The sequence below is a fragment of the Streptomyces sp. NPDC050164 genome, from assembly GCF_044459945.1.
Lineage (GTDB): Bacteria > Actinomycetota > Actinomycetes > Streptomycetales > Streptomycetaceae > Streptomyces > Streptomyces coeruleorubidus_A.
This window is the reverse complement of sequence record NZ_JBITJK010000011.1, coordinates 114864-138945: the sequence shown is the minus strand read 5'-3', so window position 1 is coordinate 138945 and position 24082 is coordinate 114864. Positions and strand designations below refer to the sequence as shown.

Here is a 24082-nt window from a genome sequence, read left to right as displayed (position 1 = left end):
GCGGCGACGGTAGGGCGCGGGACGTCGGCCGCACATCACACCCGGGTGCCAACCACGGTGTGGCACCTGGGTACGACCCTCGCCCGGGGCCTGCGGACTCAGCCGGTCGATCCGGGCACGACCAACCCCGATTCGTAGGCGAGGACCACCAGTTGGGCCCGGTCCCGGACACCCAGCTTGGCGATCAGCCGGGTCATGTGGGTCTTGACCGTCTGCTCGGCCACCACCAGCGTCCCGGCGATCTCCGTGTTGGACAGGCCCCGCGCGACCAGCCTCAGGACCTCCGTCTCCCGGGGCGTGAGGCCGTTCAGCCGCAGCCGGGCCTGCCGACCGGCCTGGGGGCGACGCCGGGCCATGTCCTCGATGAGGCGGCGGGTGACGGACGGGGCGAGCAGGGCGTCACCGGCCGCGATCACCCGGACGGCCTGGACGAGTTCGGCGACCGGGGCGTCCTTGAGCAGGAAGCCGCTGGCGCCGGCCTGGAGGGTCTCGTAGACGTAGTCGTCGAGGTCGAAGGTGGTCAGCATGAGCACCTTGGGCCGGTGTGTCACGCCCGGCGGCGGGTCGAGCAGCCGCCGGGCCGCCTCGAGACCGTCCATCTCCGGCATCCGGATGTCCATCAGCACCACGTCGGGGTGGGTGCTGCGGCAGACCTCCACCCCGCGCCGGCCGTCGGGCGCCTCCCCCACGACGTCGATGTCGCTCTGCGCGGACAGCAGCGCGGCGAATCCCGAGCGCACCATGTCCTGGTCGTCGACGACGACCACCCGTACGACCATGCTCACTTCTCCCGTTCCGGCACGCGAACCCGTGCGGCCCTGCCCCCCGTTGCCGGGGGCGGCGGTCCGCACCCCACTCTGCGTCGTGGCTGAGGGCCGCCGCCTCGGCCGAACGGCCACGACACACCGGCCCGACCTGCGAAGGCTCGGCCGAACGACGGATGCCGCGGCCCCGCGCCGGGCGCGCGCCGCGCAGCCGGACCGTGATCCGCTTCACACCGGCGCGGGGACAGGCCTGGGCCTTACATGGCGTAAAGCGACCGAAGAATGGATATGGGCTATACGGCGAAACGCGGGGAGTGTCCGAGGTGCCCGGATGCCGGGTGCAGCGGCTTCAAGGGAGGGAGCGCACATGGGTGGCCGGCCCTTGTATCTCGAACCGCGGCTGGAACCACGGCTCAGGTCGCTCCTCGCGGCGACCGGGACGCTGCACTCGCTCACCGACGCGCTCGGCTCACCGCTGCACGTCGTGGTGCCGGACCAGATCGCCGAGAACCTGGAGCGGTTCCGGTCCGTGTACCGCAGGCACCACCTGTCCGGCCAGGTCTACTACGCCCACAAGGCGAACCGGTCCAGCGCGCTGCTGCGCCGGCTCGCCGCCACGGACGCGGGCGTGGACGTCGCGTCGCTGGGCGAGTTGCAGCACGCGCTGGGGGCGGGTTTCACCGCAGGCCGGATCACGGCGACGGGTCCGAAGAACCCCGAGTTCCTGTGGCTCGCGGCCCTCACGGGCGTCACGGTCAGCGTCGACGGAGCAGGTGAACTGGACCAGCTCGCCGCGCTGGTGCGGGGGCACGCCCTCGCCCCGGTGCGGGTGCTGCTGCGGCTGTCGGGGTTCGAGACGTCGGGGGTGAAGGTGCTGAGCCGGCGCAGCCGGTTCGGCACGCCCGTACGGGAGTTGGATCCCCTGCTGGAGGCGGTCGAGCGGCAAGGCGACGCGGTCGAGCTGACGGGGGTGGCCTACCACCTGGACACCACGAGCGTCGCGGAGAAGGCGACCGCCCTCGAAGGGGCCCTGGCGGCCCTGGAGGCGTGCCGGAGCCGGGGGCTGCGGCCCCGGGCCGTGGACGTCGGGGGCGGGTTCGGCGTCAGTTACCTCGCCGAGCGGGAGCAGTGGGAGGCGTACACGACCGCGCTGACGGCCGCCGTCCTGGGCCGCCGTCCGCCCCTGACCTGGGGCGGGCACGGCTACGGGCTGCGGGGCGAGTCCGGCACCCTGCGCGGCGCGCTCGGCCTCTACCCCGCCCACCGGTCCGTCGCCGGCGCGGCCTATCTGGACGAGCTGCTGGCCCAGCCCGCCGCCTCCCTGGGCGGCCGTCCGCTGGCCGCGCTGCTGCTGGAGCACCTGTACGACCTGCACAGCGAGCCCGGCCGGGCACTGCTGGACCAGTGCGGGCTGACGCTGGCTAAGGTGCTGGAGGTCCGCTCCCAGGAGGCGGGCGGCGCACTGCTCGTACGGCTGGCCGCGAAGGCGGACGACATCGCCCTGGAGGACCACGGAGTGCTGATGGACCCGGTCGTCATCCCCGGAAGCGGAGCCGGGCCGGGCGAGGGGCCCGTCGCCGTCCACCTCTTCGGCGGCCTGTGCCTGGAGACCGATCTGATCACCCGGCGTACGGTCTTCCTGCCGCGCCGCCCGGTCCCCGGCGACCTGCTGGCCTTCGCCAACACCGCCGGTTACGCGATGGACTTCCACGCCACCCGCGCCCAGCACCAGCCCGCCGCCCGCAAGGTCGCCGCCTGGCAGGACGGCGACGCCTGGCGCTGGTGCCTGGACGAGCAGTTCTGGCCGATCACGCCCTCGGGGGGAGCTCAGTGAGGTACGACAGCATCACCGATGCGATAGGCAACACCCCGTTGGTACGGATCGACCCGGCCGTGCACGGCCTGCGCAACGTCGACCTGTTCGCGAAGCTGGAGATGCTCAACCCTTTCGGCTCGGTGAAGGACCGGGCGGCCTGGAACATGGCGCGTCCGCTGCTGGCCGAGGCGGTCGAACACGGCAGCCAGGTCGTGGAGTTGTCCAGCGGCAACACGGCGAAGGCACTGGCGGTCGTCGCGGGCATGCACGGCCTGGGCTTCAAGAGCGTCACCAACCGGATGCGGGTGCCGGAGATCAAGGACCTCCTGCTGCTGCTCGGTGCGGAGATCGAGGAGCTGCCGGGGCAGAGCGAGTGTCTGGACCCGACCGCGACCGACGACCCGCTGACCCTCTTCCACCGCACGCTGTCCGCCTCCGGCAGCGCCTATCTCCACACGGACCAGTACTTCAACCCGCGCAACACCGAGGCGCATCTCACCGGCACCGGCCCGGAGATCGTCAAGGACCTGGACGGCCGGGTGCCGGACTGGTTCGTCGCCTGTGTGGGCACGGCCGGTTCCTCCACGGGCGTGGCCCGCGCGCTGCGGGAGGAGGATCCCTCGGTGCGGGTGGTCGGGCTGGTCGCGGCCAAGTCCGACTTCATCCCCGGGATCCGCACCATCGACGAGGTGCAGGAGGTCGGCCTGTTCGACCCGGACACGTACGACACGATGGAGTCGGTGAGCGCCGACGAGGCGATCGAGGGGATGCTGACCCTGAACCGCCGCTGCGGCATCCTGGGCGGGCCCACCGGCGGCGCCGCCTACCACGGGGCCGTCCGTCATCTGCGCGCCGTCGACGAGGAGCTGACCGAGCGCCGGACGGCGGTGTTCATCGTCTGCGACCGCGTGGAGAGCTATCTGAGCTACGTCCGGCAGCGGCGGCCGGACCTGCTGGGCCGGCCGCCCCGGAAGAACTCGCCGGCCGACCTGACCGACGCCGAGGTCGGCGGGGCGCCGTCGGTCACGGTCGCCGAGGCCCGGCGGTGGATCGACTCCGAGGGGCCGCTCGTGGTCGACCTGCGCAGCCCCTACGCGTACGCGGCGCTGCACATCGACGGGTCGGTCAACATCGTCGACGAGCTGTTCGCCGAACTCCTCCAGGGCGGCCTGCCGTTCAGCCGGAGCCGGCCGGTGCTGCTGGCGTGCCCGGTGGGCGAGCAGTCCGCCCGGTACGCGGCGCTGCTGACCCGGATGGGCCATCCCGACGTACGCAGTCTGGCCGGCGGCATCATCGCCTGGCGGGACGCGGGCGCGCCCCTGGTGCGGGACTGACCGCCATGACCGCACCCGTGATCCGCGACGATCTGCGCCAGTGGCAGCAGGCGCTGCGCGCCCAGTTCCCCATCGTCACCGGGCACCCGGAGCTGGCGTACCTGGACAGCGCGGCGACGGCACAGAAGCCGCAGGCCGTCCTGGACGCCGCGCAGACGTACCTCACCACCAGCAACGCCAACGCGGCGCGCGGCACCTACACCTGGGCCAACCGGACCACGGAGCTGGTCGAGCGCACCCGCGAGCGCGTCGCCCGGTTCCTCGGGGATGACCGACCCGAGCGCTCCGCGGTCCACTTCACCAGCGGCACGACCGAGGGGCTGCACACGATCGCCCGCGACTGGCTGCCGGGGTTCCTGCGCGACGGCGACGAGATCGTCGTACCGGACGCCGACCACCAGGCCAACATCGCGCCCTGGCGGGAGGCCCAGCGGCTGCTGGCCCGCGAGGGCGTGCACGTCCGGGTGCTGCCGATGCCGTACCAGAGCGGTTCCGGGGACTACGACCATCGCGCGCTCGCCGAACGGGCCGGGCCGCGCACCCGGTTCGTCGCCGCCACCCACGTGCACCACGTCTACGGCGGCGACATGAACGTGCAGCGCATCCGCCGGGCGGTCGGCCCGGACGCGGTCATCTGTCTGGACGCGGCGCAGAGCGTCGGGCATCTGCCGGTGTCCGTGGCCGAGTTGGACGTCGACTTCGTCGTCTTCTCCGGGCACAAGGCGCTGGCGCTGCCCGGCACGGGGGCGGTGTGGGCCCGGCAGGCACGCGGCCCGGCGTTCACGCCGGGCGGGTGGAGCGGCACCCCGAACACCGTGGGCATCGCCTCGCTCGAAGCGGCCCTGGACTGGCTGGACGCCGCCGGCATGGAGCGCGTCGAGCGCTGGACGGTCGCCCTGGCGGCCCGGCTCACCGAGGGGCTGCGCCATCTGGACGCCTACGAGATCCTCGGCTGCCCGCTGAGCCTGGCCGCCGACTCAGCCGTGCAGCGGCGCCAGGGCATCGTCACCCTGCGGCACCGTGCCATCGACTCGGGCGACCTGGGCTTCATCCTGTTCAGCCACGGTTTCATGGTCCGCTCGGACAACCACTGCCAGGGCGACGCGGGCGAGAAGACCGGTTCGGTTCGGGTGAGTCTGCATGTGTACAACACCGTTGAGGAGATCGACCGGCTGCTGTCCGTCCTCGCCTCACTCCAGTGACTCCGCCAACTGGGCATAATGGGAACCGTTTCCACCTGTAGGCTCGGGCCGGAAAGAATCAGGTGCGAGACGGCAAGGTGGCGCGACCGGATGGGGCTGAGTCTGGCAACGGCACAGCGATGGGTGGAGCGCTGGGAGCTCCAGCAGCAGCGGTACGCGGTCGACCGCGAGGAGCGGTTCACGGTGATCGCCGACGTCGTCGAGCACGTCACGGCCGGGCACGCCTCCCGGCCCTTGGCCGTCGACCTGGGCTGCGGTCCCGGCTCCCTGGCGGCCCGGCTGGTGCGGCGGCTGCCGGACGCGGAGATCGTGGCCGTGGACCGCGATCCCCTGCTGCTGGAGCTCGGCCGCACCCACCACCCGGACGCGGCCCGCTACGTCGACGCCGAGATCGGCGCACCCGGCTGGACCTGGGCTCTGGACCTGGACCGGCCCCTGGACGCGGCCGTCTCCACGACGGCCCTGCACTACCTCGACCGCGACACCCTGCTGCGCACCTACCGGCAGCTCGCCGCACTGCTGCGGCCCGGCGGTGTCCTCGTCAACGGCGACCATCTCCCCCAGGACGACACGGGCCCGGCCGGGATCGCCACCCATGTCGGGCGGTGCCGGGCCGACCGGCAGCGGGTGTTCGCGCACGAGGACTGGGGTTCCTGGTGGGACGCCGTCGCCGACGACCCCGAGTTGACGGATCTGCTCGCCGAGCGCCGCCGCCGCGAGGCACCTCAGGACACCGGCCGCCCTGCCGAACTCCCCCTCTCCGCCCATCTGGAGCTGCTGCGGCAGGCGGGCTTCGCCACGGCGGGCCCGGTCTGGCAGTACGGCGACAGCTGCGTGGTCGTCGCGGTGCGCTGACCCGGGCGTCACCCCTGCGCCGCCCGGCCGGCGGGCGGCGCCAGGCGCCCGGACAATACATGCAGGAATCGCTATATGTTAATGTCGCCATGACAGCCCCGGCCGAAGCGCCGCGGGCGGCACGAGCCACACGCGAGGAGCCACCCCCATGACCACCGCCCAGCACATCACCCACGAGGACCACACCCACGCCCACGGCGACGACTGCGGCCACGTCGCCTTCACGCACGGCGACCACACGGACTACGCCCACGACGGCCACATCCACCGGATGCACGGGGACCACGTCGACGAGTGCGCGAACGGCGGCCACGCGGCACACCAGAACCACGACCACCAGCACGGCGACGACTGCGGCCACCTGGCCGTGCGGCACGGCGACCACACCGACTACGTGCACGACGGCCACCGCCACGCCGCCCACGAGGGACACTGGGACGACCACTGACGGTCCTGCCCCCGGAGACCACCGAGGCGGATTGGAAATCGTTGTCATATGCTAATGTGTGCATATGACAACGACGCCCTCTCCTCCGACGGACGATCCGGACCAGACCCTGCAGGCGGCCAGCGAGCTGCTGCGCGCGCTGGCCTCGCCCGTACGGCTGGGCATCGTGCGGGAGCTGTCCGCCGGCGGGAAATACGTCCATGAGCTGGTGACGGCCCTCGGGGTGAGCCAGCCGCTGGTCTCCCAGCATCTGCGGGTACTGCGGACCTCCCGGATCGTCACCGCCCGGCGTCAGGCCCGCGAGACGCGGTACACCCTCACCGACGACCACGTGGCGCACATCGTGCTGGACGCCATCCGGCACGCACAGGAGTAGCGCACACGGTGCCCCTCTTCGCGGGGTCAGGGGACGAGGGGGCGGACGTCCTCGGCCACGAAGCGGACGAAACCCTCGGGGTCCGGCTCATCGCCGGTGGGTTCGAGGATGACGGTGTCGGCACCGGCGGCGACCAGGCGTTGCACGGCCTCGGCCACCTTATTGGCGTCGCCGGCGACTCCCAGGTCGGGGATCTTGTCCGTGCCGGAGGCGGTGCGCTCGGCCTGGAGGCGGGCGGCGGCGTCCGGCCCGGTGGCGGTGAGGAGATAGACGACCACGCGATGGGAGCCGGTGCGGCCGGCCGACGCGCGGCCCTCGTCGATGAGCCGACGGGCCTTTCGCACGCCGTCCGGCGGGGTGGCCTCACTGAGCAGCGTGCCGTCGGCCACCTCGCCGGACAGGCGCAGCGAGCGGGGGCCGGTGACGCCGGCGAGCACCTCGGGAGCGGTGGGCGGGGGCCAGTCGAGGCCGACGTCGTCCAGTTTCACGTACCGCCCGTCCGTGGTGACGCGCTCGCCGCGCAGCAGCGCCCGGAGCGCGTCGAGGTACTCACGCAACAGCGTGACCGGCGACTCGGCCCGCGCACCGACCTGCCCCATCCAGTCCTGCACGCCGTGCCCGACGGTCAGCGTGAAGCGCCCCGGGAAGAGCCGGTCCAGGGTGGCGGCCTCCATCGCGGTGACGGCGACGTTCCGCAAGGGCACGGGCAACAGTCCGATGCCGACCCTCAGCCGTTCGGTCCAGGCGAGCGCGGCGGACGCGGTGGCGATCCCGCCCTCCAGGAAGCAGTCCTCCCAGAACCACAGCTCCTCCAGCCCCGCCGCCTCGGCGGTACGGGCTATGTCACGCAGCTTCTCGGGGGGCAGCTGAGGCCGGAAAACAGCACCAAGGGTAGTCATGGCCGCTTACCTACCCCTAGCGCTCCGGGATGAACAACTGCTTTATGCTGCTTGGCTCTTGACGCCGAGAGACGCCTTGCCGACGGAAGCGCACGCGCCGGTCCGGATCGGACCGAACCGGTGGCGCCCCCGCGAACCCGGGCCGCTCACCGGTCCGTTCACCGTTGTGCTCAGCCCTGGGTCAGGGTGACCGCCTGCCCCTGCACCGCGTGGAAGCGGGGCAGCGACAGGCCGCTGAAGGTGCGCAGTTCCACCAGGGTGGCCTCGACGTGGGCCGCGCCGGGCACGAGGGCGCCGGGCCTGGGGCGGCCCGTGTTCACCCAGCGGTGCTCCGCGCCGTCGCACACGGCCTGGGTGCCGCCGATGCCATAGCGGGCGGTGGAGGCGCCCTGGCTCACGGAGGAGCTGACGAAGACGGGGCCGCTGGAGCTCTGGCAGCGGTAGGTGCCGGAGAGGGTGACGGTGCCGTCGGCGGCGATCCGGCCCACCGTGTCGACCGTCACGGCCTCGTGGAGGGCGGGTGCCGCGGTGGCGGTCGCCGCGGGGGCGCCGGTGAGCAGGAGCAGCGCGGCACCGGCCGCGCCGAGAAGGGGACGCAGACGCATGGTGGAAACCTCCCGAAAGGAGTGGAATGGCGGCTTCCACTCGTACCGGGCCTCCGGCCCGGCGCCCGTGATCCTCACCCCTTCGGCGGCGAGTCCGACGCGTCCCTACGGCAGCACGGCGAAGCCGTCCAGTTCCACCAACGCCTCCTCGTCCCACAGCCGGACGACCTCGACGACCGCCATGGCCGGGTAGTCGCGGCCCGCCAGTCTCCGCCAGAGGCGGCCCAGTTCGGGGGCGTGGGCGCGGTAGGCGGCGACGTCCGTGGCGTAGACGGTGACGCGGGCCAGGTGGGAGGGCGTGCCGCCGGCCGCCGTGAGGGCGGTCAGCAGGTTGCCGAGGGCCTTCTCGAACTGTTCCGGCAGGGTCGCGCCGGCCACCTTGCCGTCGCCGTCGAGGGCGGTCTGCCCCGCCAGGAACACCACCCTGGACCCGGAGGCCACGACGGCGTGCGAGAAGCCCGCCGGCGGGGCGAGGCCGGGCGGATTGACGCGTTCGGTGGTCACCGGGCCTCCTGGTGGGCTGCGTACAACTCCTTGGCGATGATGCCGCGTTGGACCTCGCTGGCCCCCTCGTAGATGCGTGGGGCGCGCACCTCCCGGTAGAGGTGTTCGAGCAGGTGGCCGCGTTGCAGCGCGCGGGCGCCGTGCAGCTGGACGGCCGTGTCGACGACGTACTGCGCGGTCTCGGTGGCGAGCAGTTTCGCCATGGCGGCGCGCTGGGGCACGTCCGGGGCACCCTCGTCGTACGCCGTCGCCGCCGCGTAGACCATCAGCCTGGCCGCCTCCGTGCGCAGGGCCATCTCGGCGACCTGGTGGGAGACGGCCTGAAGGTCGCTCAGCTTGCCGCCGAAGGCGTCCCGCCCGGCGGTGTGCGCGAGGGTCGCGTCGAGCGCCGCCCGGGCCATACCGACGGCGAAGGCGCCGACGCTGGGACGGAACAGGTTGAGCGTCCCCATGGCGACCCGGAACCCCCGGTCGACCTCACCGAGCACGTCGTCGGCCGTCACCGGCACGGCGTCGAAGTCGAGCGCGCCGATGGGATGCGGGGAGAGCATGTCGAGCCCGCTGCCGGTCAGCCCCGGCCGGTCCGCCGGCACGAGAAAGGCCGTGACCCCGCGTGCCCCCGCCCCCGGGGTGGTCCGGGCGAAGACGGTGTAGAAGTCGGCCTCGGGGGCGTTGGAGATCCAGCACTTCTCACCGGTGAGGCGCCAGCGGGCGGGGCCGTCGGGGTCGGCGGCCAGTTCGGCGGGAGCCGGTGAGTCGTGGACCGCGCGTCCGGAACCCGACGAGCCGCTGGCAGCAGCCCCGGTTCCGCCACCGGACGCCGCCGCGCCGACTGAGCCACCGGCACGGGTCCTAGCACCGCGACTTCCGCCGCCGGCCGCTGCCGCTGAGCCACCGGCATGAGCCCGAGCACCCTGACTGCCACCGTCAGACGCCGGCGCGCCCGGCGAGCCGCCTTCACGGACCCCGGCGCCTTGAATGCCGCCGCCGGACGCCGCCGCGGCGGATGAGCGGTCGGCGGGAGTCGGAGTGCTCGGGGCACTTGCGTCGGGTGCCGCCGAGCCCGGTGAGCCGCCGCCCCCGATCCGGGAGCCCTGCGCGCCGTCGGATCCGGCAGGGCCCCGAGCGCGGCCGCCGGCTGTCGCGCCGTCACCAGCACCGGAAGCCACCGCACCGTCGGGTGCCGCCCCGCCCCGAGAACCGCCACCGGCCGTCGGCCCAGCACCGCCACCGGAAGCCGCCCCGCCTCGTGAGCAGCCGTCGGATACCGCCCCACCACCGCCCGAAGCCACCACACTTCCGGAAGCCACCCCACCCCGAGAACCGCCACCAACCGCCGCGCCTGCCCCGCCGCCGGAGGCCACCGCGCCCCCTGAGCCGCCGTCGGATGCCGCCCCCGGCGAGCCGTTTCGCTCCGCGCGCAAGCCCAGCGCCGCCGCGTCCGAGCCCGCGCCCGGCTCGCTCAGCGCGAAGGCCGCGATCGCCTGACCGTCGGCCACCCGGGGGAGCCAGCGGGCCCGTTGGGACTCCGTGCCGTGGGCGTGGACGGGGTGGGCGCCGAGGCCCTGGAGGGCCAGGGCCGTTTCGGCTTCCGTGCAGGCGTAGGCCAGGGACTCGCGCATCAGGCACAGGTCGAGCGCGCCGGAGGTGAAGAGGCGGCCGAGCAGTCCGAGGCTGCCCAGTTCGGCGACCAGGGCCCGGTTCACCCGTCCCGGTTCGCCCTTCTCGGCCAGCGGGCGCAGCCGCTCCGCGGCGAGGGCGCGCAGCTCGGCGCACCAGGCGAGCTGTGCCGGTTCGAGCGAGAATGCGGTCATCGCCGGTCCCTTCTCCGCCGCCCCTGCCTCCCGGCCGGGCCACTCCGAGGCTATCGCGGACCGTTGACTGTCGTCACCAACACGATACGCTCCAGGAGCGAGCCCACCACGCCAAGGGGGCGAATCGTATGAATCCACGGGGTACGGCCCACGTCGACACCTTCGCCCGTGACCATCTGCCACCCCCGGACCAATGGCCCGAGCTCCGTTTCGACCTGCCGGAGCTGCGTTACCCCGAACGGCTCAACTGCGCCGCCGAACTGCTCAGCGGCCCACCCGGCGACCGCCCGGCGTTCCTCACCCAGGCCCAGGAGCCATGGACGTACGCCGATCTGCGCGCCCGCGTCGACCGCATCGCGCACCTGCTCACCGGCGAACTCGGCGTCGTCCCCGGCAACCGCGTGCTGCTGCGCGGCCCGACCACCCCCTGGCTCGCCGCCTGCTGGCTGGCCGTGCTGAAGGCGGGGGCCGTCGCGGTCACCGTGCTCGCCCAGCAGCGCCCGCACGAGCTGAGCACGATGTGCGAGATCGCCCGGGTCCGGCACGCGCTGTGCGACATCCGGTCCGTCGACGACCTCGCCAAGGCCGAGATCCCGGACCTGCGGATCACGACCTATGGCGGTGACGCCCCGGACGACCTCCTCAACCGGCCTGCGCCCGGCACACCGTACGAGGCCGTCGACACGGCGGCCGACGACGTCGCGCTGATCGCCTTCACCTCCGGCACCACCGGCCGCCCCAAGGGCTGCATGCACTTCCACCGGGACGTCCTGGCCATCGCCGACACCTTCTCCCAACACGTCCTGAAGCCAGACGCGGACGACGTGTTCACGGGCAGTCCCCCGCTCGGCTTCACCTTCGGGCTCGGCGGACTGGTCGTCTTCCCGCTGCGGGTCGGGGCGAGCGCCCTGCTGCTCGAACAGGCCGGTCCGAAGCAGCTGCTGCCCGCCGTCGCCCGGCACCGGGTCTCCGTGCTGTTCACGGCGCCTACGGCGTACCGCGCGATGCTCGACGAGCTCGACGGGTACGACGTCTCGTCCCTGCGCCGCTGCGTCTCGGCCGGCGAGAACCTGCCGGCGGCCACCTGGCAGGCCTGGCACGAACGCACGGGCCTGCGCGTCATCAACGGCATCGGCGCCACCGAGCTGCTGCACATCTTCATCTCCGCGGCCGACGAGCGGATCCGCCCCGGCACGACGGGCGTTCCCGTACCGGGCTGGCACGCGCGCGTGCTGGACGAGCACGGCGAGCCGGTGCCCGACGGGCAGCCGGGCCTGCTCGCGGTGCGCGGACCGGTCGGCTGCCGCTACCTCACCGACCCCCGGCAGCGGGAGTACGTGCGCGGCGGCTGGAACATCACCGGCGACACCTACGTCCGCGAGGCCGACGGCTACTTCCGCTACGTCGCCCGCGCCGACGACATGATCATCTCTGCCGGGTACAACATCGCCGGCCCCGAGGTCGAGGACGCGCTGCTGCGGCACCCGGACGTGGTGGAGGCGGCGGTCGTGGGGCGGCCCGACGAGGCCCGCGGGCAGATCGTGGTGGCCTTCGCCGTCCTCAAGGAGGGCGCCGAACGGGACGCCGGGGCGCTGCGCGCCTTCGTCAAGAGCGAGCTGGCGCCGTACAAGTGCCCGCGCGAGATCGTCTTCCTGGACGCGCTGCCGCGCACGGCCACCGGCAAGCTCCAGCGGTTCAGGCTGCGTACGGGAGAGCTCCCGGACAGCGGCACCGAAAGCGACCGGGAGTGACCCGTACGACCTAAGATGATCAACGTGTCCGACCAGCATGCACCACGGTCTCTCATCGTCACGCTCTACGGCGCGTACGGCCGCTTCGCGACGGGCCCCGTGCCCGTCGCCGAACTGATCCGGCTGCTCGCGGCGGTCGGTGTGGACGCCCCGTCCGTACGCTCCTCGGTGTCGCGGCTGAAGAGACGCGGGCTGCTCGTGCCCGCCCGCACCGCCCAGGGCGCGGCCGGCTACGAACTGTCCCCGGACGCCCGCCAGTTGCTCGACGACGGCGACCGGCGCATCTACGCCACGGCTCCTCCCGAGGACGAGGGCTGGGTGCTCGCGGTGTTCTCCGTGCCGGAGTCGGAGCGGCAGAAGCGGCACGTGCTGCGCTCCCGGCTGGCCGGCCTCGGTTTCGGCACGGCCGCCCCGGGCGTGTGGATCGCGCCCGCGCGGCTGTACGAGGAGACCCGGCACACCCTCCAGCGGCTGCGGCTGGACGCGTACGTCGACTTCTTCCGCGGCGACCACCTCGGCTTCACCCCGACCGCTCAGGCCGTCGCCCGCTGGTGGGACCTGGCCGCCATCGCCAAGGAGCACGAGGCGTTCCTCGACCGCCACGCGCGCGTGCTGCACGACTGGGAGAAACGCGAGGACACCCCGCCCGAGGAGGCCTACCGCGACTACCTCCTCGCCCTGGACTCCTGGCGCCACCTCCCCTACACCGACCCCGGCCTGCCGTCCGAACTCCTCCCGGAAGACTGGCCGGGCACCCGCTCGTCGGTGGTGTTCCAGGGCCTGCACGAGCGGCTGCGGGACGCGGGCGCCGAGTTCGTGGGACTGCTCAGCTCCCCAGAATGAGGCGCGGCTTGGGCGCGTCCGTGCGGCCCGTCTGCGGGCGGCGGCTGCCCGCTCGGTAGGGGGCCGGCCAGACGGCGCCGGGGCCCGTGTAGCCCTGTTCGGCCGCCGCGTGCAGCGTCCAGTGCGGGTCGTAGAGGTGGGGGCGGGCCAGGGCGCACAGGTCCGTACGGCCCGCCAGGATCAGGGAGTTGACGTCGTCCCAGGAGGAGATCGCGCCGACCGCGATCACGGGGATGCCGGTGGTGTTGCGGATCCGGTCGGCGAACGGAGTCTGGTACGACCGCCCGAACTCGGGCCGCTCGTCCGCCACGACCTGCCCGGTCGACACGTCGATCGCGTCGGCGCCGTGCGCGGCGAAGGCCCGGGCGATCTCGACGGCGTCCTCGGCCGTGGTCCCGCCCTCGGCCCAGTCGGTGGCGGAGATCCGCACGGTCATGGGCCGCTCCCCCGGCCAGACGTTCCGTACGGCGTCGAACACCTCCAGCGGGAAACGGAGCCGCTTGTCCAGTGAGCCGCCATAGGCGTCGGTACGGCGGTTGGTCAGCGGGGAGAGGAAACCGGAGAGCAGATAGCCGTGGGCGCAGTGCAGTTCGAGCAGGTCGAATCCGGCCCGGGCTGCGCGGCAGGCAGCGGCCGCGAACTGCTCTCGGATGTCGGTGAGTTGGGCGCGCGACAGCTCGCGCGGGGTCTGGCTGAACGGCTTGTACGGGAGCGCGGACGCGGCCACGAGCGGCCAGTTGCCCTCCTGAAGCGGCTCGTCCATGCCCTCCCACATCACCTTCGTGGAGCCCTTGCGGCCGCTGTGGCCGAGCTGCACGCCGATCGCGGTGCCGGGCGCCTGGGCATGCACGAAGTTCGTGATCCGCTTCCAGGCCTCGGCCTGCCGGCCGGTGTAGAGGCCGGCGCAGCCGGGCGTGATCCTGCCCTCCTCGCTGACGCACACCATCTCGGTCATCACCAGCCCGGCCCCGCCCATCGCCCGCGCGCCCAGATGGACGAGGTGGAAGTCGCCGGGGACGCCGTCGACCGCCGAGTACATGTCCATGGGCGAGACGACGACCCGGTTGCGCAGGGTCAGGCCGCGCAGCCGCAGCGGCGTGAACATCGGGGGCGTGCCGGGCGGGCAGCCGAACTCCCGCTCCACCGCCTGTGTGAAGTGCGGGTCGCGCAGCCGCAGGTTGTCGTGGGTGACACGGCGGCTGCGGGTGAGCAGGTTGAAGGCGAACTGGCGGGGCGGCTGGTCCAGGTACAGGGAGAGGTTCTCGAACCACTCCAGGCTGGCCCGGGCCGCGCGCTGCGTGGAGGCGACGACGGGCCGCCGCTCCGCCTCGTACGCGGTCAGGGCCTCGTCCACGGCGCCCTGTTCCTCCAGGCAGGCGGCCAGGGCCAGGGCGTCCTCGACGGCGAGCTTGGTGCCGGAGCCGATGGAGAAGTGGGCGGTGTGGGCGGCGTCGCCGAGGAGGACGACGTTGCCGTGCGACCAGCGGTCGTTGACGACCGTGCGGAAGGTCGTCCATGCCGAGTTGTTGGACTTCAGGGGGCGGCCGCGGAGTGCTTCCGCGAAGATCTTGGCGCAGCGTTCGACCGACTCGGCTTCACCGAGTTCGTCGAAACCGGCCGCGTGCCAGACCTCCTCGCGCATCTCGATGATCACGGTGGATGCGTCGGGGGCGTAGGGATAGCCGTGCAGTTGCATGACGCCGTGTTCGGTTTCGGCGATCTCGAAGCGGAAGGCGTCGAAGGGGAAGTCGGCGGCGAGCCAGATGTAGCGGCAGTGGTGGGTCGTCACCCGGGGGTGGAAGACGTCCGCGCAGGTCTCGCGAGTGGTGCTGTGGATGCCGTCCGCCGCGATGACCAGGTCGTGGGTCTGCGGGAGGTCCTTCGGGGCCTCGGCGCGGAAGCGGAGGTCGACGCCGAGTTCGCGGCAGCGGGTGTGGAGGATCTCCAGGAGGCGTTTTCTGCCGAGTGCGGCGAAACCGTGCCCTCCGGAGGTGTGGCGCGTGTTGCGGTGGACGATGTCGATGTCGTCCCAGCGGATGAAGTGTCTCTGGAGGGCCTCGTAGACGTGGGGGTCTGCGTGTTCTATGCCGCCGAGGGTTTCGTCGGAGAGGACCACGCCGAAGCCGAAGGTGTCGTCGGGGGCGTTTCGTTCCCAGACGGTGATGTCGCGGGTGGGGTCGAGGCGTTTGAGGAGTGCGGCGGCGTAGAGGCCGCCGGGGCCGCCGCCGATGATTGCCACGCGTAGGGGGTGGCTCTTGTCGTTGGGCGGCTGCGGGTGCGTTGCGGCTTGTCGCGCCCCGCGGCGGAGCCGCACATCGACACAGCCCCGCGCCCCCGAAGGACGTGCACTCACCGTCCGCTCCACTTCGGGGGGCGCTTTTCTGTGAACGCCGCGTGGAACTCCGCGTAGTCCTCGCCTGTCATCAGGAGGGCCTGGGTCGAGGCGTCGAGTTCCACCGAGGCCGCCAGAGGCATGTCCAGTTCCGCCGTGAGGAGGGCCTTGGTCTGGGCGTAGGCCAGAGCTGGGCCGTCCGCCAGGCGGCGGGCCAGTTGTTGTGCTGCCTCATCGGCCCGGCCCTCCTGCGTCAGTTCGCTGATCAGGCCGATGCGCTCCGCCTCGGGGGCGCGGACCGGGTCGCCCAGCATCAGGAGGCGGGTGGCGTGGCCGAGGCCCACGACCCTGGGCAGGAGGTAGGCCGCGCCCATGTCGCCGCCGGAGAGGCCGACCCGGGTGAAGAGGAAGGCGAAGCGGGCCGTGGGGTCGGCCACGCGGAAGTCGGCGGCCAGGGCGAGGACCGCTCCGGCGCCGGCCGCCACGCCCTGGACCGCCGCGATCACCGGGAAGGGGCACTCCCGGATGGCGCGGACCACCTGGCCGGTCATCCGGTTGAAGTCCAGGAGCTGGGCGGTATCCATGCCCAGGGTGGCGCCGATGATGTCGTCGACGTCGCCGCCGGAGCAGAAGCCGCGGCCCTCGCCGGCCAGCACCAGGGCCCGCACGGACCGCTCCCGGGACAGCTCCGCGAGCAGGTCGCGCAGGTCGGCGTAGGCGCCGAAGGTGAGCGCGTTGAGTTTCTCGGGGCGGGCCAGCGTGACGGTGGCGACGCCGTCGGTGAGGTCGACGCGCAGGTGCTCCCAGCTCGGGGTGCGGGCGGCGGAGCCGGTGAAGGGACTCATGACGTGCGGCCTCCTCGGGCGGGCACTGCCTCACTGAGCTCTACCCCATGAAGTTATCACTCATTCGTGACTGTCGTCATGAGTGCGCGATAGACCGTCCGGGTAAGACTTTCACGGGGAGCCGGGCGTGAAGCGGGCCGGTTACATCCGTCACAGATCGTCCACACCGGCGTAACGGCGGGATCTGCTGTGCGCGGCACCGCGTTCACCTGGGTAAGCCGTGCGGCAAGGGGGCCGACGGCCCCCCGACGGCCCCCCGGCGGTGCCCCTCGGAAGCCACCGAAGAGCAGCGCCGTACCATTCATAAGGTTGAAAGCAGGATGTCCTGCTCCATGAACGGACCCGCCTTGTACGAACTCCCCTCAGCCCCCGCCTCCTGGCGCATCGCGCTGCCGCACACCGCCGCGGCGGTGCCCGTGGCCCGTGCCCTGGTCCGTACGGCGCTGGCCGAGCTGGAGCACGGGGCCGACTGCGACACCGCGGAGCTGCTCACGGCGGAGCTGGTGGCGAACGCCGTGGAGCACACCTCCGGCGAGACGCCGATCGAGCTGGTGGTGGAGCTGATGCCGTCGGGCTGCCAGGTCGAGGTGCACGACACCGACCCGAAGCCGCCCGGCGATCTCACCTGTCCGTCCGGCGGGATGCCCGACCCCTGGCAGGAGCACGGGCGCGGTCTGCTGCTGATCCGCACCCTGAGCTCCTCGTGCGGGCACCGGCCGACCGAGTCCGGCAAGGCGGTGTGGTTCAGGCTGCCCGTGGTGCCGGCTCAGCGGCGTCCGTCGGAATGACGGGTGAGGCGAGGCTCAGCCGAGCGTCGCGACCAGCACTGCCTTGATCGTGTGCAGACGGTTCTCCGCCTCGTCGAAGACGACGGAGTGCGCCGACTCGAAGACCTCGTCCGACACCTCCAGGTACTCCAGGCCGTGGGCCGCGTGGATCTCCTGGCCGACCTTGGTGCCGAGGTCGTGGAAGGCGGGCAGGCAGTGCAGGAACTTCACGTCCGGGTTGCCGGTGGCGCGCAGGACGTCCATGGTCACGGCGTACGGGGCCAGGGCGGTGATGCGCTCGTCCCAGACCTCCTTCGGCTCGCCCATGGAGACCCAGACGTCGGTGGCGACGAAGTCGGCGCCACGGACGCCCTCGTCCAGGGTCTCGGTGAGGGTGATGCGGGCGCCGCTGGCCCCGGCGAGGGCGCGGGCCCGGTCGACGACCTCCTCGGCCGGCCAGTAGTCCTTCGGGGCGACGAGACGCACGTCCATGCCGAGCAGGGCGCCGGTGACCAGGTAGGAGTTGCCCATGTTGAAGCGGGCGTCGCCCAGGTAGGCGAAGGCGGTCTCCGTCAGCGGCTTGGCACAGTGCTCGGTCATGGTCAGCACGTCGGCGAGCATCTGGGTGGGGTGCCAGTCGTCGGTGAGCCCGTTGTAGACGGGCACACCGGCGTGCGCCGCCAGCTCCTCCACCTTCTGCTGGCTGTCGCCCCGGTACTCGATCCCGTCGTACATCCGGCCCAGCACCCGCGCGGTGTCCCTGACCGACTCCTTGTGGCCGATCTGCGAGCCGGAGGGGTCGAGGTACGTCGTCGAGGCGCCCTGGTCGGCGGCCGCGACCTCGAAGGCGCAGCGGGTGCGGGTGGAGGTCTTCTCGAAGATCAGCGCGATGTTCCGGCCCCGCAGGTACTGCGTCTCGGTCCCGGCCTTCTTGGCGGCCTTCAGCTCGGCGGCCAGCTCGACCAGACCGCGGAACTCCTCCTCGGTGAAGTCGAGCTCCTTGAGGAAGTGGCGGCCGGCGAGGGCGGTCGGGACTGTCGCCATGGGGCGCTCCAGGGGTACGGCGGTACGGGGACGGACAGGACTCCTGGAATACTATACGAATGTCGGCATGCCTATACGTAGGTGCGGGTGCTCATACGCGCTCCCGTTCGACCGGGCAGCTCATGCACCGCGGCCCGCCCCTGCCCCGCCCCAGCTCACTGCCCGGGATCTCTATCACTTCGATGCCCTGTTTGCGCAGGTGGGTGTTGGTGGTGGCGTTCCGCTCGTAGGCGACCACGACACCGGGTTCGACGGCCAGGACGTTGCAGCCGTCGTCCCACTGCTCGCGTTCGGCCGCGTGCACGTCCTGGGTGGCGGTCAGCACCCGGATCTCGTTCAGGCCGAGCGCGGCGGCGATCGCGCGGTGCATGTGCTCCGGCGGATGGTCGGTGACCTTCAGCTCCTTCTCGCCGACGCCCGGTTCGATGGTGTACGAGCGGAGCATGCCGAGCCCCGCGTACTGGGTGAACGTGTCGCCGTCGACCATCGTCATCACCGTGTCGAGGTGCATGAAGGCCCGCCGCTTGGGCATGTCGAGGGCCACGATCGTCTCGGCGGAACCGGCGGCGAACAGCTTGTGCGCGAGCATCTCGACGGCCTGGGGCGTGGTGCGCTCGCTCATGCCGATGAGCACCGCCCCGTTGCCGATGACGAGGACGTCCCCGCCCTCGATGGTGGACGGGTAGTCGGCCTGCCCCTCGGACCAGAGGTGGAAGGTCTCGTCGCGGAACAGCGGGTGGTGCCGGTAGATCGCCTCGAAGTGCACGGTCTCGCGCTGCCGGGCGGGCCAGCGCATCGCGTTGATGGAGACGCCGTCGTAGATCCACGCGGAGGTGTCGCGGGTGAAGAGGTGGTTGGGCAGGGGGCCCAGCAGGAAGTCGTCCAGCTCCATGACGTGGAAGCGCACCGAGGTCGGCTCCGGGTGCACATCGAGGAACTCGCGCTTGGTCATGCCGCCGACCAGGAGCTCGGCCAGTTCCGCCGCGGGCAGGTTCTCGAAGGCGGCTCTGAGATGGTCGGTGGCCAGCGGGCCGTACTCCTTCTCGTCGAAGACCCGGTCCAGGACGAGGGCCCTGGCCGCCGGGACCTCAAGGGTCTCGGCCAGCAGGTCACCGAAGAGGTGGACGGTGACGCCCCGGTCGCGCAGCACGTCGGCGAACCCGTCGTGCTCGGCGCGAGCCCTGCGCACCCACAGCACGTCGTCGAAGAGCAGCGAGGTCTTGTTGCTGGGGGTGAGCCTTTTGAGCTCGAGATCGGGCCGGTGCAGGATGACGCGGCGCAGCCGCCCGGCCTCGGAATGGACGTGGTAAGCCATGCCTCCATCCTGACCATCACAGCGCCTGTTGACGCGCTGCTCGCGCGTTTCGGCGAACTCTTGTTTGTGTCCGCCTGACGACAATCAGCGTGGGCCGGGACGCCCCCGCTCAGCCGCTGGGCAGCGGCTGGAGCAGCTCCGGCCGGGCCAGCATGCGCCGCGTCGCCCGGCCCGGATCGAGCACGGCCCGGGCGACGATCCAGCCGGCCAGGGCGTGCGGCTCGGCGGGGTCGGAGGCCAGCTGTCCGGCGTACCGGGCGAGCGCGGCGGCCGCCTGCCCGGCGGCCAGGTACTCGTCTGCGGTGTGCGGAGCGGCGGGGCGGCCGGCGAAGGCGTGCGTGCGCACGTCGGGCCAGGAGGTGCGGTCGGGGCGGAAGCGGGGGCCGCCGTGTCCCGAGGTGGGCGGGGCGACGTTGCGCAGCCGCCACTCGGTGCGGTGCAGTGCGGCGGCCGTACGCGCCCGGGTGAGGGCGGCGTGCGGGACCGGCTCGCGCAGCCAGCCGTCGAGCGTGCGGGCGAGGCCGGATACGAGAGCGCGGCCCGGCACGGTCAGACGGCCGCTGGTCAGCAGGGTGCGCACGGCCAGGCGGCTCTGCAGGCGGCGCAGGGCGAAGAAGTAAGCGGCCCGCTCGACCGCCTCACTCCCCTCCGCACCGGCCAGCCGGTCCCGCCAGAAACCCGCGACGCCGGTGAAGGCGTACGCGCCGTGCAGCAGGCCGGTGAGGTGGCGGGGGTCGGTGCGCCAGGGAGCGTAGTAGCGCTCCGCCCGGTCGTCCTCCAGCAGCGGGAACAGGTGAAGGAGGGCGGCGAGTTTGCTGTGCTGAAGCTCGTGCACCAGGGTTTCGGCGAGGGCGAGCGCGGAGGCCGGACGGACGATGAGCATGCCGCCGAAGGAGTCACCGCTGGAGGCCGACACCTGCACGAAGGGGGGCGGGGGCGGGCTGACGGCGGTGCGCCCGAAGGGCACGATCGCCCGGATCATGGCGGGGTCGACCCGCCCGGGGCCGGGTATGCCCGGGCGGGCGAGGATCCGTACGGCCTCGCCGAACAACCGCTGCCACTCCTGTGCCTCCTCCTCGTCGAGCCGGGCGGGGGGCAGGTGGTCGTCGAGGTCGCGGTAGGGGTCGAGGTCTTCGAGTACGACGGTGACGGGGGCCATACCGTCGGGGCCGGTGTGGGTGAGGGTCCGCAGCGGAAGCCAGATGTCCCCTGTTGTCCCCGACCCGTCGGCGCCCGCACGCTCTCTCAGCGGGCGGTAGGTCACCCGCACCGTCCCGGTCGCGTTGCCCGGGCCCGTGACGGTCAGTTCTTCCCCGGCCGTCGTGGCCCGGCCGACCGCCAAGCCCTCTCTCGCGCCGGGAAGCCGGACCATGCCGAGACCGGGCAGGGGCAGGCGCCCGCTGGTGAGGGGAACGTCGAGGGCCGTCTCCGTGCCCGCGTGCAAGGAGGCCGAGAGGGCCAGCGCGCACAGGTGGCCCGCCTCGGCCCACAGCGGCGGCCCGGTCGCCGTGCCCTGCACCCGGCGCAGCATGTGGGAGATCCAGCCGCCGGTCGCCGGGGCCAGCAACAGGCGTTCGACCGGCTCGGGCGACTTCTCGGCCGCCTCCTTGAGTACCCGCCAGGCTTCGGCGACCGGGGTGAGAGGAGTGGGCAGGGCGTCGAGGTGGTCAAGGAGGGTGCGCAGGAGCAGCAACCGCCGTGCGCGTTCTGCCCGTTCGAGGAAGGCGACGGCCGCTGCCGAGCCGCCTCCGGCGGCCAGCTCCGCGAAGAGCCGGTCCGGCATGCGGAAGGGAGCGAGGTGCTGCTCGCTGGTCATCGTCGCGGACCTCCGGTCGGTTGGCGGACATGCGGGGACCCCGGTGCGCGTGCGGGTGTCGCACCGGGGCTCTGCCGTCGGGACGGTCGGCGGCTAGTCGGCTCGGGCGCCCGAGCCTCCTCCTTCACCGCTCCTCATGCTGCAGCGGGCACGCAGCACCTCGGTCAGCAGGCGCGTGGTGGGGGACAGGGTGGGGAGACCGTCCACGGCGCTCAGGGGCAGCGCCGCGAGGTCCGCCAGATCGGATTCCCAGACGTCGGTCCCCGCCATGGCGACGGCCGGTTCAGGTGCGACGGCTCCGGCGTGGTGCAGAACGGGCGGCTGGTCCAAGGTGCTCCCCCTTCTCGCACGGTGGCACGCGATGCCCCGTGTCTTTCCATCATGGCCAATACCCCCCGGAGCGAAAACCGTACGATCACGCCACTGATCATCGCCGATCACGCCGCTGCCCCGGCGCGGCTGCCAACTCGGCCAGGGCGGCGGCGAGTTCGTCCTTCAGTTCCGGATCGTCATCGAGAGCCACCACGGCGTCGAACAGGTCCCACAGTGCCTCCGGGTTCCGCCGGGCGAGGCCGCCGAGGATGTTGACGACGTCGGTGCGTGCCCTGCTGTGACGGCGCAGTACGGCTGCGACACGGGGGTCCAGCGCGGCGACGACCGTCTGCCGTTCGTCCGGATCGTTCATCAGGGAGTAGGCGAGGAGGGCCTCCACCGCTCGCTGCATCGCCATCAAGGGACGCGGCGCGGCGGGCGGTCCGGCCGGGGGCAGGGTCTCGGTGCGGTCGGGGCCCTGGAGCCGGATCTCGGGATGCTGAAGAGTACGGCCCTCTTCCCTGAGGGACGCGATGCGCGCCCGAACGGCCGGAAACAGTTCCTCCGGATCGGGCGGCGCGGGCAGAACGGCCGCCCGGTCGGCCAGCAGACCGAGCAGGACGTCGGAGAAAAGGCCGGTGGCACGGACGGGGTCGTTGGCCGCCGCCCTGCCCCGGCCGGCGGCGCGCAGCACGGTCTGCCGGTGCGCATGGTTGGGCTGGCCCACGGGCAGGGCGTCGGCGGGCAGCGCCTCCCGGAACGCCAGATCCTCCTCGAAGGTCTCGCAGGCGTCCACGATCCACATCTGCTCGCGCAGACCGGGCACGGCGTCGCCCGCGTACCGGGCGAGCGCGGAGTCCAGGTCGATGCCCACCTTGTCGGCGACGCCCGCGTCCGCGCAGAACAGCCGGAGCCGCCCGGCCCGGTCCAGCACGCCGTGCCCGCCCCACCACACCCACAGCATGTCGCCCTGGGCCGCGGACAGTTCGCGAACCAGCACCCGGCGCAGGGTCGCCTGGTCCGCGCGCTCGAACGGGACTTGCGGGTCGTACGACGGCAAGGAGGCCAAGTGGAGCCGCAGTTGGGACTCCGGAACCCCCGCGTCCCGCAGCAGTCGCCAGAACCGTACGGCGTCCCGTGCGGGCCCGGGCAGCCGCCACGCGTCCCCGGCCTCGTACGCCTCGATCCCGACGATCAGGGCGTGCACCCGGGCCGGGTCGACGGGCGGCATGGGAGCGGTCACGGCAGGTGGTCCACGATGTGGCGGTACACGGCGGGGTTCGTCCAGTAGGCACTGTGCGCTGCGGGGAACGGCTGACCGCTGTCGACGGCGACATCGGTGACTCGGCCCGGGAAGAGTCCCGCGCCGAGATAGCCGAGCAGATCGCGCGGGTCGTACAGGTTCAGCCAGGCGGGGACGTGCGACGGCAGGGGCGCGGGGTGTTCGAGGGACGGCAGGGAGCCCGACTCGTAGAGGAAGGGCCCCTGGGAGCCCGCCGTCACCAGGAGCCCTACCTGCGGCAGCGGGGCGGAGATCAGCGTGTCGAGGGCGATGATGCCGCCGAGACTGTGGCCGATCACGGCGACGGGCGGCTCCAGGTCGTCGACGAGGGTGCGCAGGCCCTCCCGGAAGGCCTCACCCCGGCTCAGGTAGCGCAGGATGTCACCGGCGGCGGGGTGGGCGGCCTCGGTGAGGACACGCCGGCGGCGCTCGACGGCGCGCGAGGCCACGGCTCCGGCTGTGCGCAGCAGGTAGGAGCGCAGCCCTCGCTCCGTGCCCCGGGCCGGTGCTCCGAGGGCCTCGGCGATCCGGTCGGTGACGGCGTCACGGGTCTCGCCGACCGGGACGAGCGGGGAGTCGGCGTCGAGGGCGCCGGCGATGAGGCGGGCGGCCAGGGAGCGGGCGGCGAGAACGGCGAGGTCCGCCGGGTCGAGGGCGTCGGCGGCGGGGCCGAGCAGGGGGTGGGCGGCCAGATCGGCGGCGGCGCGGGCCAGCCCGGGGCCCAACTCGGCACCGGGCGCGTCCCCTTGGGCGGCGAGTGCGGTGAGCTGTGCCCGTACCCGCTGCTGCGGCGGTACGGAACCGGGCGGGCGCTCGACGGCCGGACCGGATCCGGCGGCGGCCAGGGCCAGTTCGGCGTACGGGTCGGCGTAGAGGACGGCCCATGCCGCAGTCGTCTCGTCGCTCGGATCCGGCCCCGCCGGGCCTTCGCCGAGACCGCGCGTGGTGCCGGCCCGGGGTGGCAGACTCGCTCCGCCGGCCGCAAGCGTGGCACCGTGTGCCGCTGCCCAGTTGTAGGGGACGACGCGAAGCCCGTCGCGCTGTGCGGCCAGTCCGGCCGTCACACGCCCCACCAGCGCGGTGAAGCCCGGCTCGCGAACCCCGGTCCCATGGACGAAGACGACCGCCGCCATGCGCCCCCCGTGACCCGATTGCTCT

General features: G+C 72.7%; 22 protein-coding genes and 1 pseudogene. 9 read left to right on the top strand and 14 right to left on the bottom strand.

Features of this window, described 5'->3' with window-relative positions:
• Positions 1–98: 98 nt before the first annotated feature.
• Positions 99–779 carry a response regulator transcription factor gene (locus ACIBNA_RS18005; protein WP_274820396.1) on the bottom strand — a complete coding sequence of 227 codons (681 nt, stop codon included), beginning with the start codon at positions 777–779 and terminating at the stop codon, positions 99–101.
• A 352-nt stretch (positions 780–1131) separates the two neighbouring features.
• On the opposite strand from ACIBNA_RS18005, the gene ACIBNA_RS18000 reads away from it, so the two are divergent.
• The 6 genes from ACIBNA_RS18000 to ACIBNA_RS17975 all read left to right on the top strand — a co-directional run bounded on the left by ACIBNA_RS18000 (position 1132) and on the right by ACIBNA_RS17975 (position 6795).
• A complete protein-coding gene (locus tag ACIBNA_RS18000; protein ID WP_399166163.1) occupies positions 1132–2598 on the top strand; it encodes a Y4yA family PLP-dependent enzyme in 1467 nt (488 codons plus the stop codon).
• Positions 2595–3914, top strand: a complete 1320-nt coding sequence (locus ACIBNA_RS17995; protein ID WP_399166162.1) for a pyridoxal-phosphate dependent enzyme — start codon at positions 2595–2597, stop codon at positions 3912–3914. Before ACIBNA_RS18000 ends, ACIBNA_RS17995 begins: the two co-directional genes overlap by 4 nt.
• A gap of 5 nt (positions 3915–3919) precedes the next feature.
• Positions 3920–5116 (top strand): aminotransferase class V-fold PLP-dependent enzyme, encoded by a 1197-nt coding sequence (locus tag ACIBNA_RS17990; protein ID WP_399166161.1) that lies wholly within the window; start codon positions 3920–3922, stop codon positions 5114–5116.
• 90 nt (positions 5117–5206) lie between these two features.
• On the top strand, positions 5207–5971 hold the full coding sequence (locus tag ACIBNA_RS17985) for a class I SAM-dependent methyltransferase (protein WP_399166160.1): 765 nt from the start codon (positions 5207–5209) through the stop codon (positions 5969–5971).
• A 148-nt stretch (positions 5972–6119) separates the two neighbouring features.
• Complete coding sequence (locus tag ACIBNA_RS17980; RefSeq protein ID WP_399166159.1) at positions 6120–6419, top strand: hypothetical protein; 300 nt, start codon at positions 6120–6122, stop codon at positions 6417–6419.
• 64 nt (positions 6420–6483) lie between these two features.
• Positions 6484–6795: a helix-turn-helix transcriptional regulator gene (locus tag ACIBNA_RS17975; RefSeq protein WP_059417859.1), complete on the top strand. Its 312-nt coding sequence runs from the start codon at positions 6484–6486 to the stop codon at positions 6793–6795.
• Positions 6796–6821: 26 nt separating this feature from the next.
• Here the strand turns inward: ACIBNA_RS17975 and ACIBNA_RS17970 are convergent, their stop codons facing one another.
• From ACIBNA_RS17970 to ACIBNA_RS17950, 5 genes and pseudogenes are all read right to left on the bottom strand, one after another.
• Positions 6822–7694, bottom strand: coding sequence for an LLM class flavin-dependent oxidoreductase (locus ACIBNA_RS17970; RefSeq protein ID WP_399166158.1), 873 nt, complete (start codon positions 7692–7694; stop codon positions 6822–6824).
• Positions 7695–7864: 170 nt separating this feature from the next.
• Positions 7865–8299, bottom strand: a complete 435-nt coding sequence (locus ACIBNA_RS17965) for a DUF6299 family protein (RefSeq protein ID WP_399166157.1) — start codon at positions 8297–8299, stop codon at positions 7865–7867.
• Between the two features lie 105 nt (positions 8300–8404).
• Positions 8405–8803 carry a RidA family protein gene (locus tag ACIBNA_RS17960; RefSeq protein ID WP_399166156.1) on the bottom strand — a complete coding sequence of 133 codons (399 nt, stop codon included), beginning with the start codon at positions 8801–8803 and terminating at the stop codon, positions 8405–8407.
• Entirely contained in the window at positions 8800–9888 is a 1089-nt protein-coding gene (locus ACIBNA_RS17955) for an acyl-CoA dehydrogenase family protein (RefSeq protein WP_399166206.1), read from the bottom strand. The genes ACIBNA_RS17960 and ACIBNA_RS17955 overlap by 4 nt, the downstream gene beginning before the upstream one ends.
• Before the next feature lie 459 nt (positions 9889–10347).
• Positions 10348–10617 (bottom strand): annotated as a pseudogene (locus ACIBNA_RS17950) (acyl-CoA dehydrogenase family protein); the annotation flags it as partial.
• A gap of 128 nt (positions 10618–10745) precedes the next feature.
• On the opposite strand from ACIBNA_RS17950, the gene ACIBNA_RS17945 reads away from it, so the two are divergent.
• Together ACIBNA_RS17945 and ACIBNA_RS17940 are read left to right on the top strand one after the other, a co-directional pair.
• Entirely contained in the window at positions 10746–12368 is a 1623-nt protein-coding gene (locus tag ACIBNA_RS17945; protein ID WP_399166155.1) for an AMP-binding protein, read from the top strand.
• A 15-nt stretch (positions 12369–12383) separates the two neighbouring features.
• Complete coding sequence (locus tag ACIBNA_RS17940; protein ID WP_399166154.1) at positions 12384–13211, top strand: PaaX family transcriptional regulator C-terminal domain-containing protein; 828 nt, start codon at positions 12384–12386, stop codon at positions 13209–13211.
• Here the strand turns inward: ACIBNA_RS17940 and ACIBNA_RS17935 are convergent.
• Complete coding sequence (locus tag ACIBNA_RS17935) at positions 13195–15576, bottom strand: bifunctional salicylyl-CoA 5-hydroxylase/oxidoreductase (RefSeq protein ID WP_399166153.1); 2382 nt, start codon at positions 15574–15576, stop codon at positions 13195–13197. The two genes, ACIBNA_RS17940 and ACIBNA_RS17935, sit on opposite strands and share 17 nt — an antisense overlap.
• A complete protein-coding gene (locus ACIBNA_RS17930; RefSeq protein ID WP_399166152.1) occupies positions 15561–16388 on the bottom strand; it encodes an enoyl-CoA hydratase family protein in 828 nt (275 codons plus the stop codon). The genes ACIBNA_RS17935 and ACIBNA_RS17930 overlap by 16 nt, the downstream gene beginning before the upstream one ends.
• A 320-nt stretch (positions 16389–16708) precedes the next feature.
• Between ACIBNA_RS17930 and ACIBNA_RS17925 the strand changes: the two genes are divergently transcribed.
• On the top strand, positions 16709–17176 hold the full coding sequence (locus tag ACIBNA_RS17925) for an ATP-binding protein (protein WP_399166151.1): 468 nt from the start codon (positions 16709–16711) through the stop codon (positions 17174–17176).
• Between the two features lie 15 nt (positions 17177–17191).
• Here ACIBNA_RS17925 and argF read toward each other — a convergent pair whose 3' ends face one another.
• The 6 genes from argF to ACIBNA_RS17895 form a co-directional block, all read right to left on the bottom strand.
• Complete coding sequence (argF, locus tag ACIBNA_RS17920; protein ID WP_399166150.1) at positions 17192–18199, bottom strand: ornithine carbamoyltransferase; 1008 nt, start codon at positions 18197–18199, stop codon at positions 17192–17194.
• Between the two features lie 91 nt (positions 18200–18290).
• Positions 18291–19514 (bottom strand): arginine deiminase, encoded by a 1224-nt coding sequence (locus tag ACIBNA_RS17915; RefSeq protein ID WP_399166149.1) that lies wholly within the window; start codon positions 19512–19514, stop codon positions 18291–18293.
• 109 nt (positions 19515–19623) lie between these two features.
• A complete protein-coding gene (locus ACIBNA_RS17910; protein ID WP_399166148.1) occupies positions 19624–21330 on the bottom strand; it encodes an HEXXH motif domain-containing protein in 1707 nt (568 codons plus the stop codon).
• 93 nt (positions 21331–21423) lie between these two features.
• The gene (locus ACIBNA_RS17905; RefSeq protein WP_399166147.1) at positions 21424–21660 is read right to left on the bottom strand and encodes a hypothetical protein; all 237 of its coding nucleotides are present in this window, start codon (positions 21658–21660) and stop codon (positions 21424–21426) included.
• A 97-nt stretch (positions 21661–21757) separates the two neighbouring features.
• The gene (locus ACIBNA_RS17900; RefSeq protein WP_399166146.1) at positions 21758–22885 is read right to left on the bottom strand and encodes a caspase family protein; all 1128 of its coding nucleotides are present in this window, start codon (positions 22883–22885) and stop codon (positions 21758–21760) included.
• Positions 22882–24057 carry a hypothetical protein gene (locus ACIBNA_RS17895; RefSeq protein ID WP_399166145.1) on the bottom strand — a complete coding sequence of 392 codons (1176 nt, stop codon included), beginning with the start codon at positions 24055–24057 and terminating at the stop codon, positions 22882–22884. The genes ACIBNA_RS17900 and ACIBNA_RS17895 overlap by 4 nt, the downstream gene beginning before the upstream one ends.
• Positions 24058–24082 lie beyond the last annotated feature (25 nt).

What these genes read in the sequence shown, in the direction of transcription:
- ACIBNA_RS18005 (WP_274820396.1), bottom strand. Translation starts at nt 779, where the DNA reads ATGGTCGTACGGGTGGTCGTCGTCGACGACCAGGACATGGTGCGCTCG.
- ACIBNA_RS18000 (WP_399166163.1), top strand. Translation starts at nt 1,132, where the DNA reads ATGGGTGGCCGGCCCTTGTATCTCGAACCGCGGCTGGAACCACGGCTC.
- ACIBNA_RS17990 (WP_399166161.1), top strand. Translation starts at nt 3,920, where the DNA reads ATGACCGCACCCGTGATCCGCGACGATCTGCGCCAGTGGCAGCAGGCG.
- ACIBNA_RS17985 (WP_399166160.1), top strand. Translation starts at nt 5,207, where the DNA reads ATGGGGCTGAGTCTGGCAACGGCACAGCGATGGGTGGAGCGCTGGGAG.
- ACIBNA_RS17980 (WP_399166159.1), top strand. Translation starts at nt 6,120, where the DNA reads ATGACCACCGCCCAGCACATCACCCACGAGGACCACACCCACGCCCAC.
- ACIBNA_RS17975 (WP_059417859.1), top strand. Translation starts at nt 6,484, where the DNA reads ATGACAACGACGCCCTCTCCTCCGACGGACGATCCGGACCAGACCCTG.
- ACIBNA_RS17970 (WP_399166158.1), bottom strand. Translation starts at nt 7,694, where the DNA reads ATGACTACCCTTGGTGCTGTTTTCCGGCCTCAGCTGCCCCCCGAGAAG.
- ACIBNA_RS17965 (WP_399166157.1), bottom strand. Translation starts at nt 8,299, where the DNA reads ATGCGTCTGCGTCCCCTTCTCGGCGCGGCCGGTGCCGCGCTGCTCCTG.
- ACIBNA_RS17945 (WP_399166155.1), top strand. Translation starts at nt 10,746, where the DNA reads ATGAATCCACGGGGTACGGCCCACGTCGACACCTTCGCCCGTGACCAT.
- ACIBNA_RS17940 (WP_399166154.1), top strand. Translation starts at nt 12,384, where the DNA reads ATGATCAACGTGTCCGACCAGCATGCACCACGGTCTCTCATCGTCACG.
- ACIBNA_RS17930 (WP_399166152.1), bottom strand. Translation starts at nt 16,388, where the DNA reads ATGAGTCCCTTCACCGGCTCCGCCGCCCGCACCCCGAGCTGGGAGCAC.
- ACIBNA_RS17925 (WP_399166151.1), top strand. Translation starts at nt 16,709, where the DNA reads ATGTCCTGCTCCATGAACGGACCCGCCTTGTACGAACTCCCCTCAGCC.
- argF (WP_399166150.1), bottom strand. Translation starts at nt 18,199, where the DNA reads ATGGCGACAGTCCCGACCGCCCTCGCCGGCCGCCACTTCCTCAAGGAG.
- ACIBNA_RS17915 (WP_399166149.1), bottom strand. Translation starts at nt 19,514, where the DNA reads ATGGCTTACCACGTCCATTCCGAGGCCGGGCGGCTGCGCCGCGTCATC.
- ACIBNA_RS17910 (WP_399166148.1), bottom strand. Translation starts at nt 21,330, where the DNA reads ATGACCAGCGAGCAGCACCTCGCTCCCTTCCGCATGCCGGACCGGCTC.
- ACIBNA_RS17895 (WP_399166145.1), bottom strand. Translation starts at nt 24,057, where the DNA reads ATGGCGGCGGTCGTCTTCGTCCATGGGACCGGGGTTCGCGAGCCGGGC.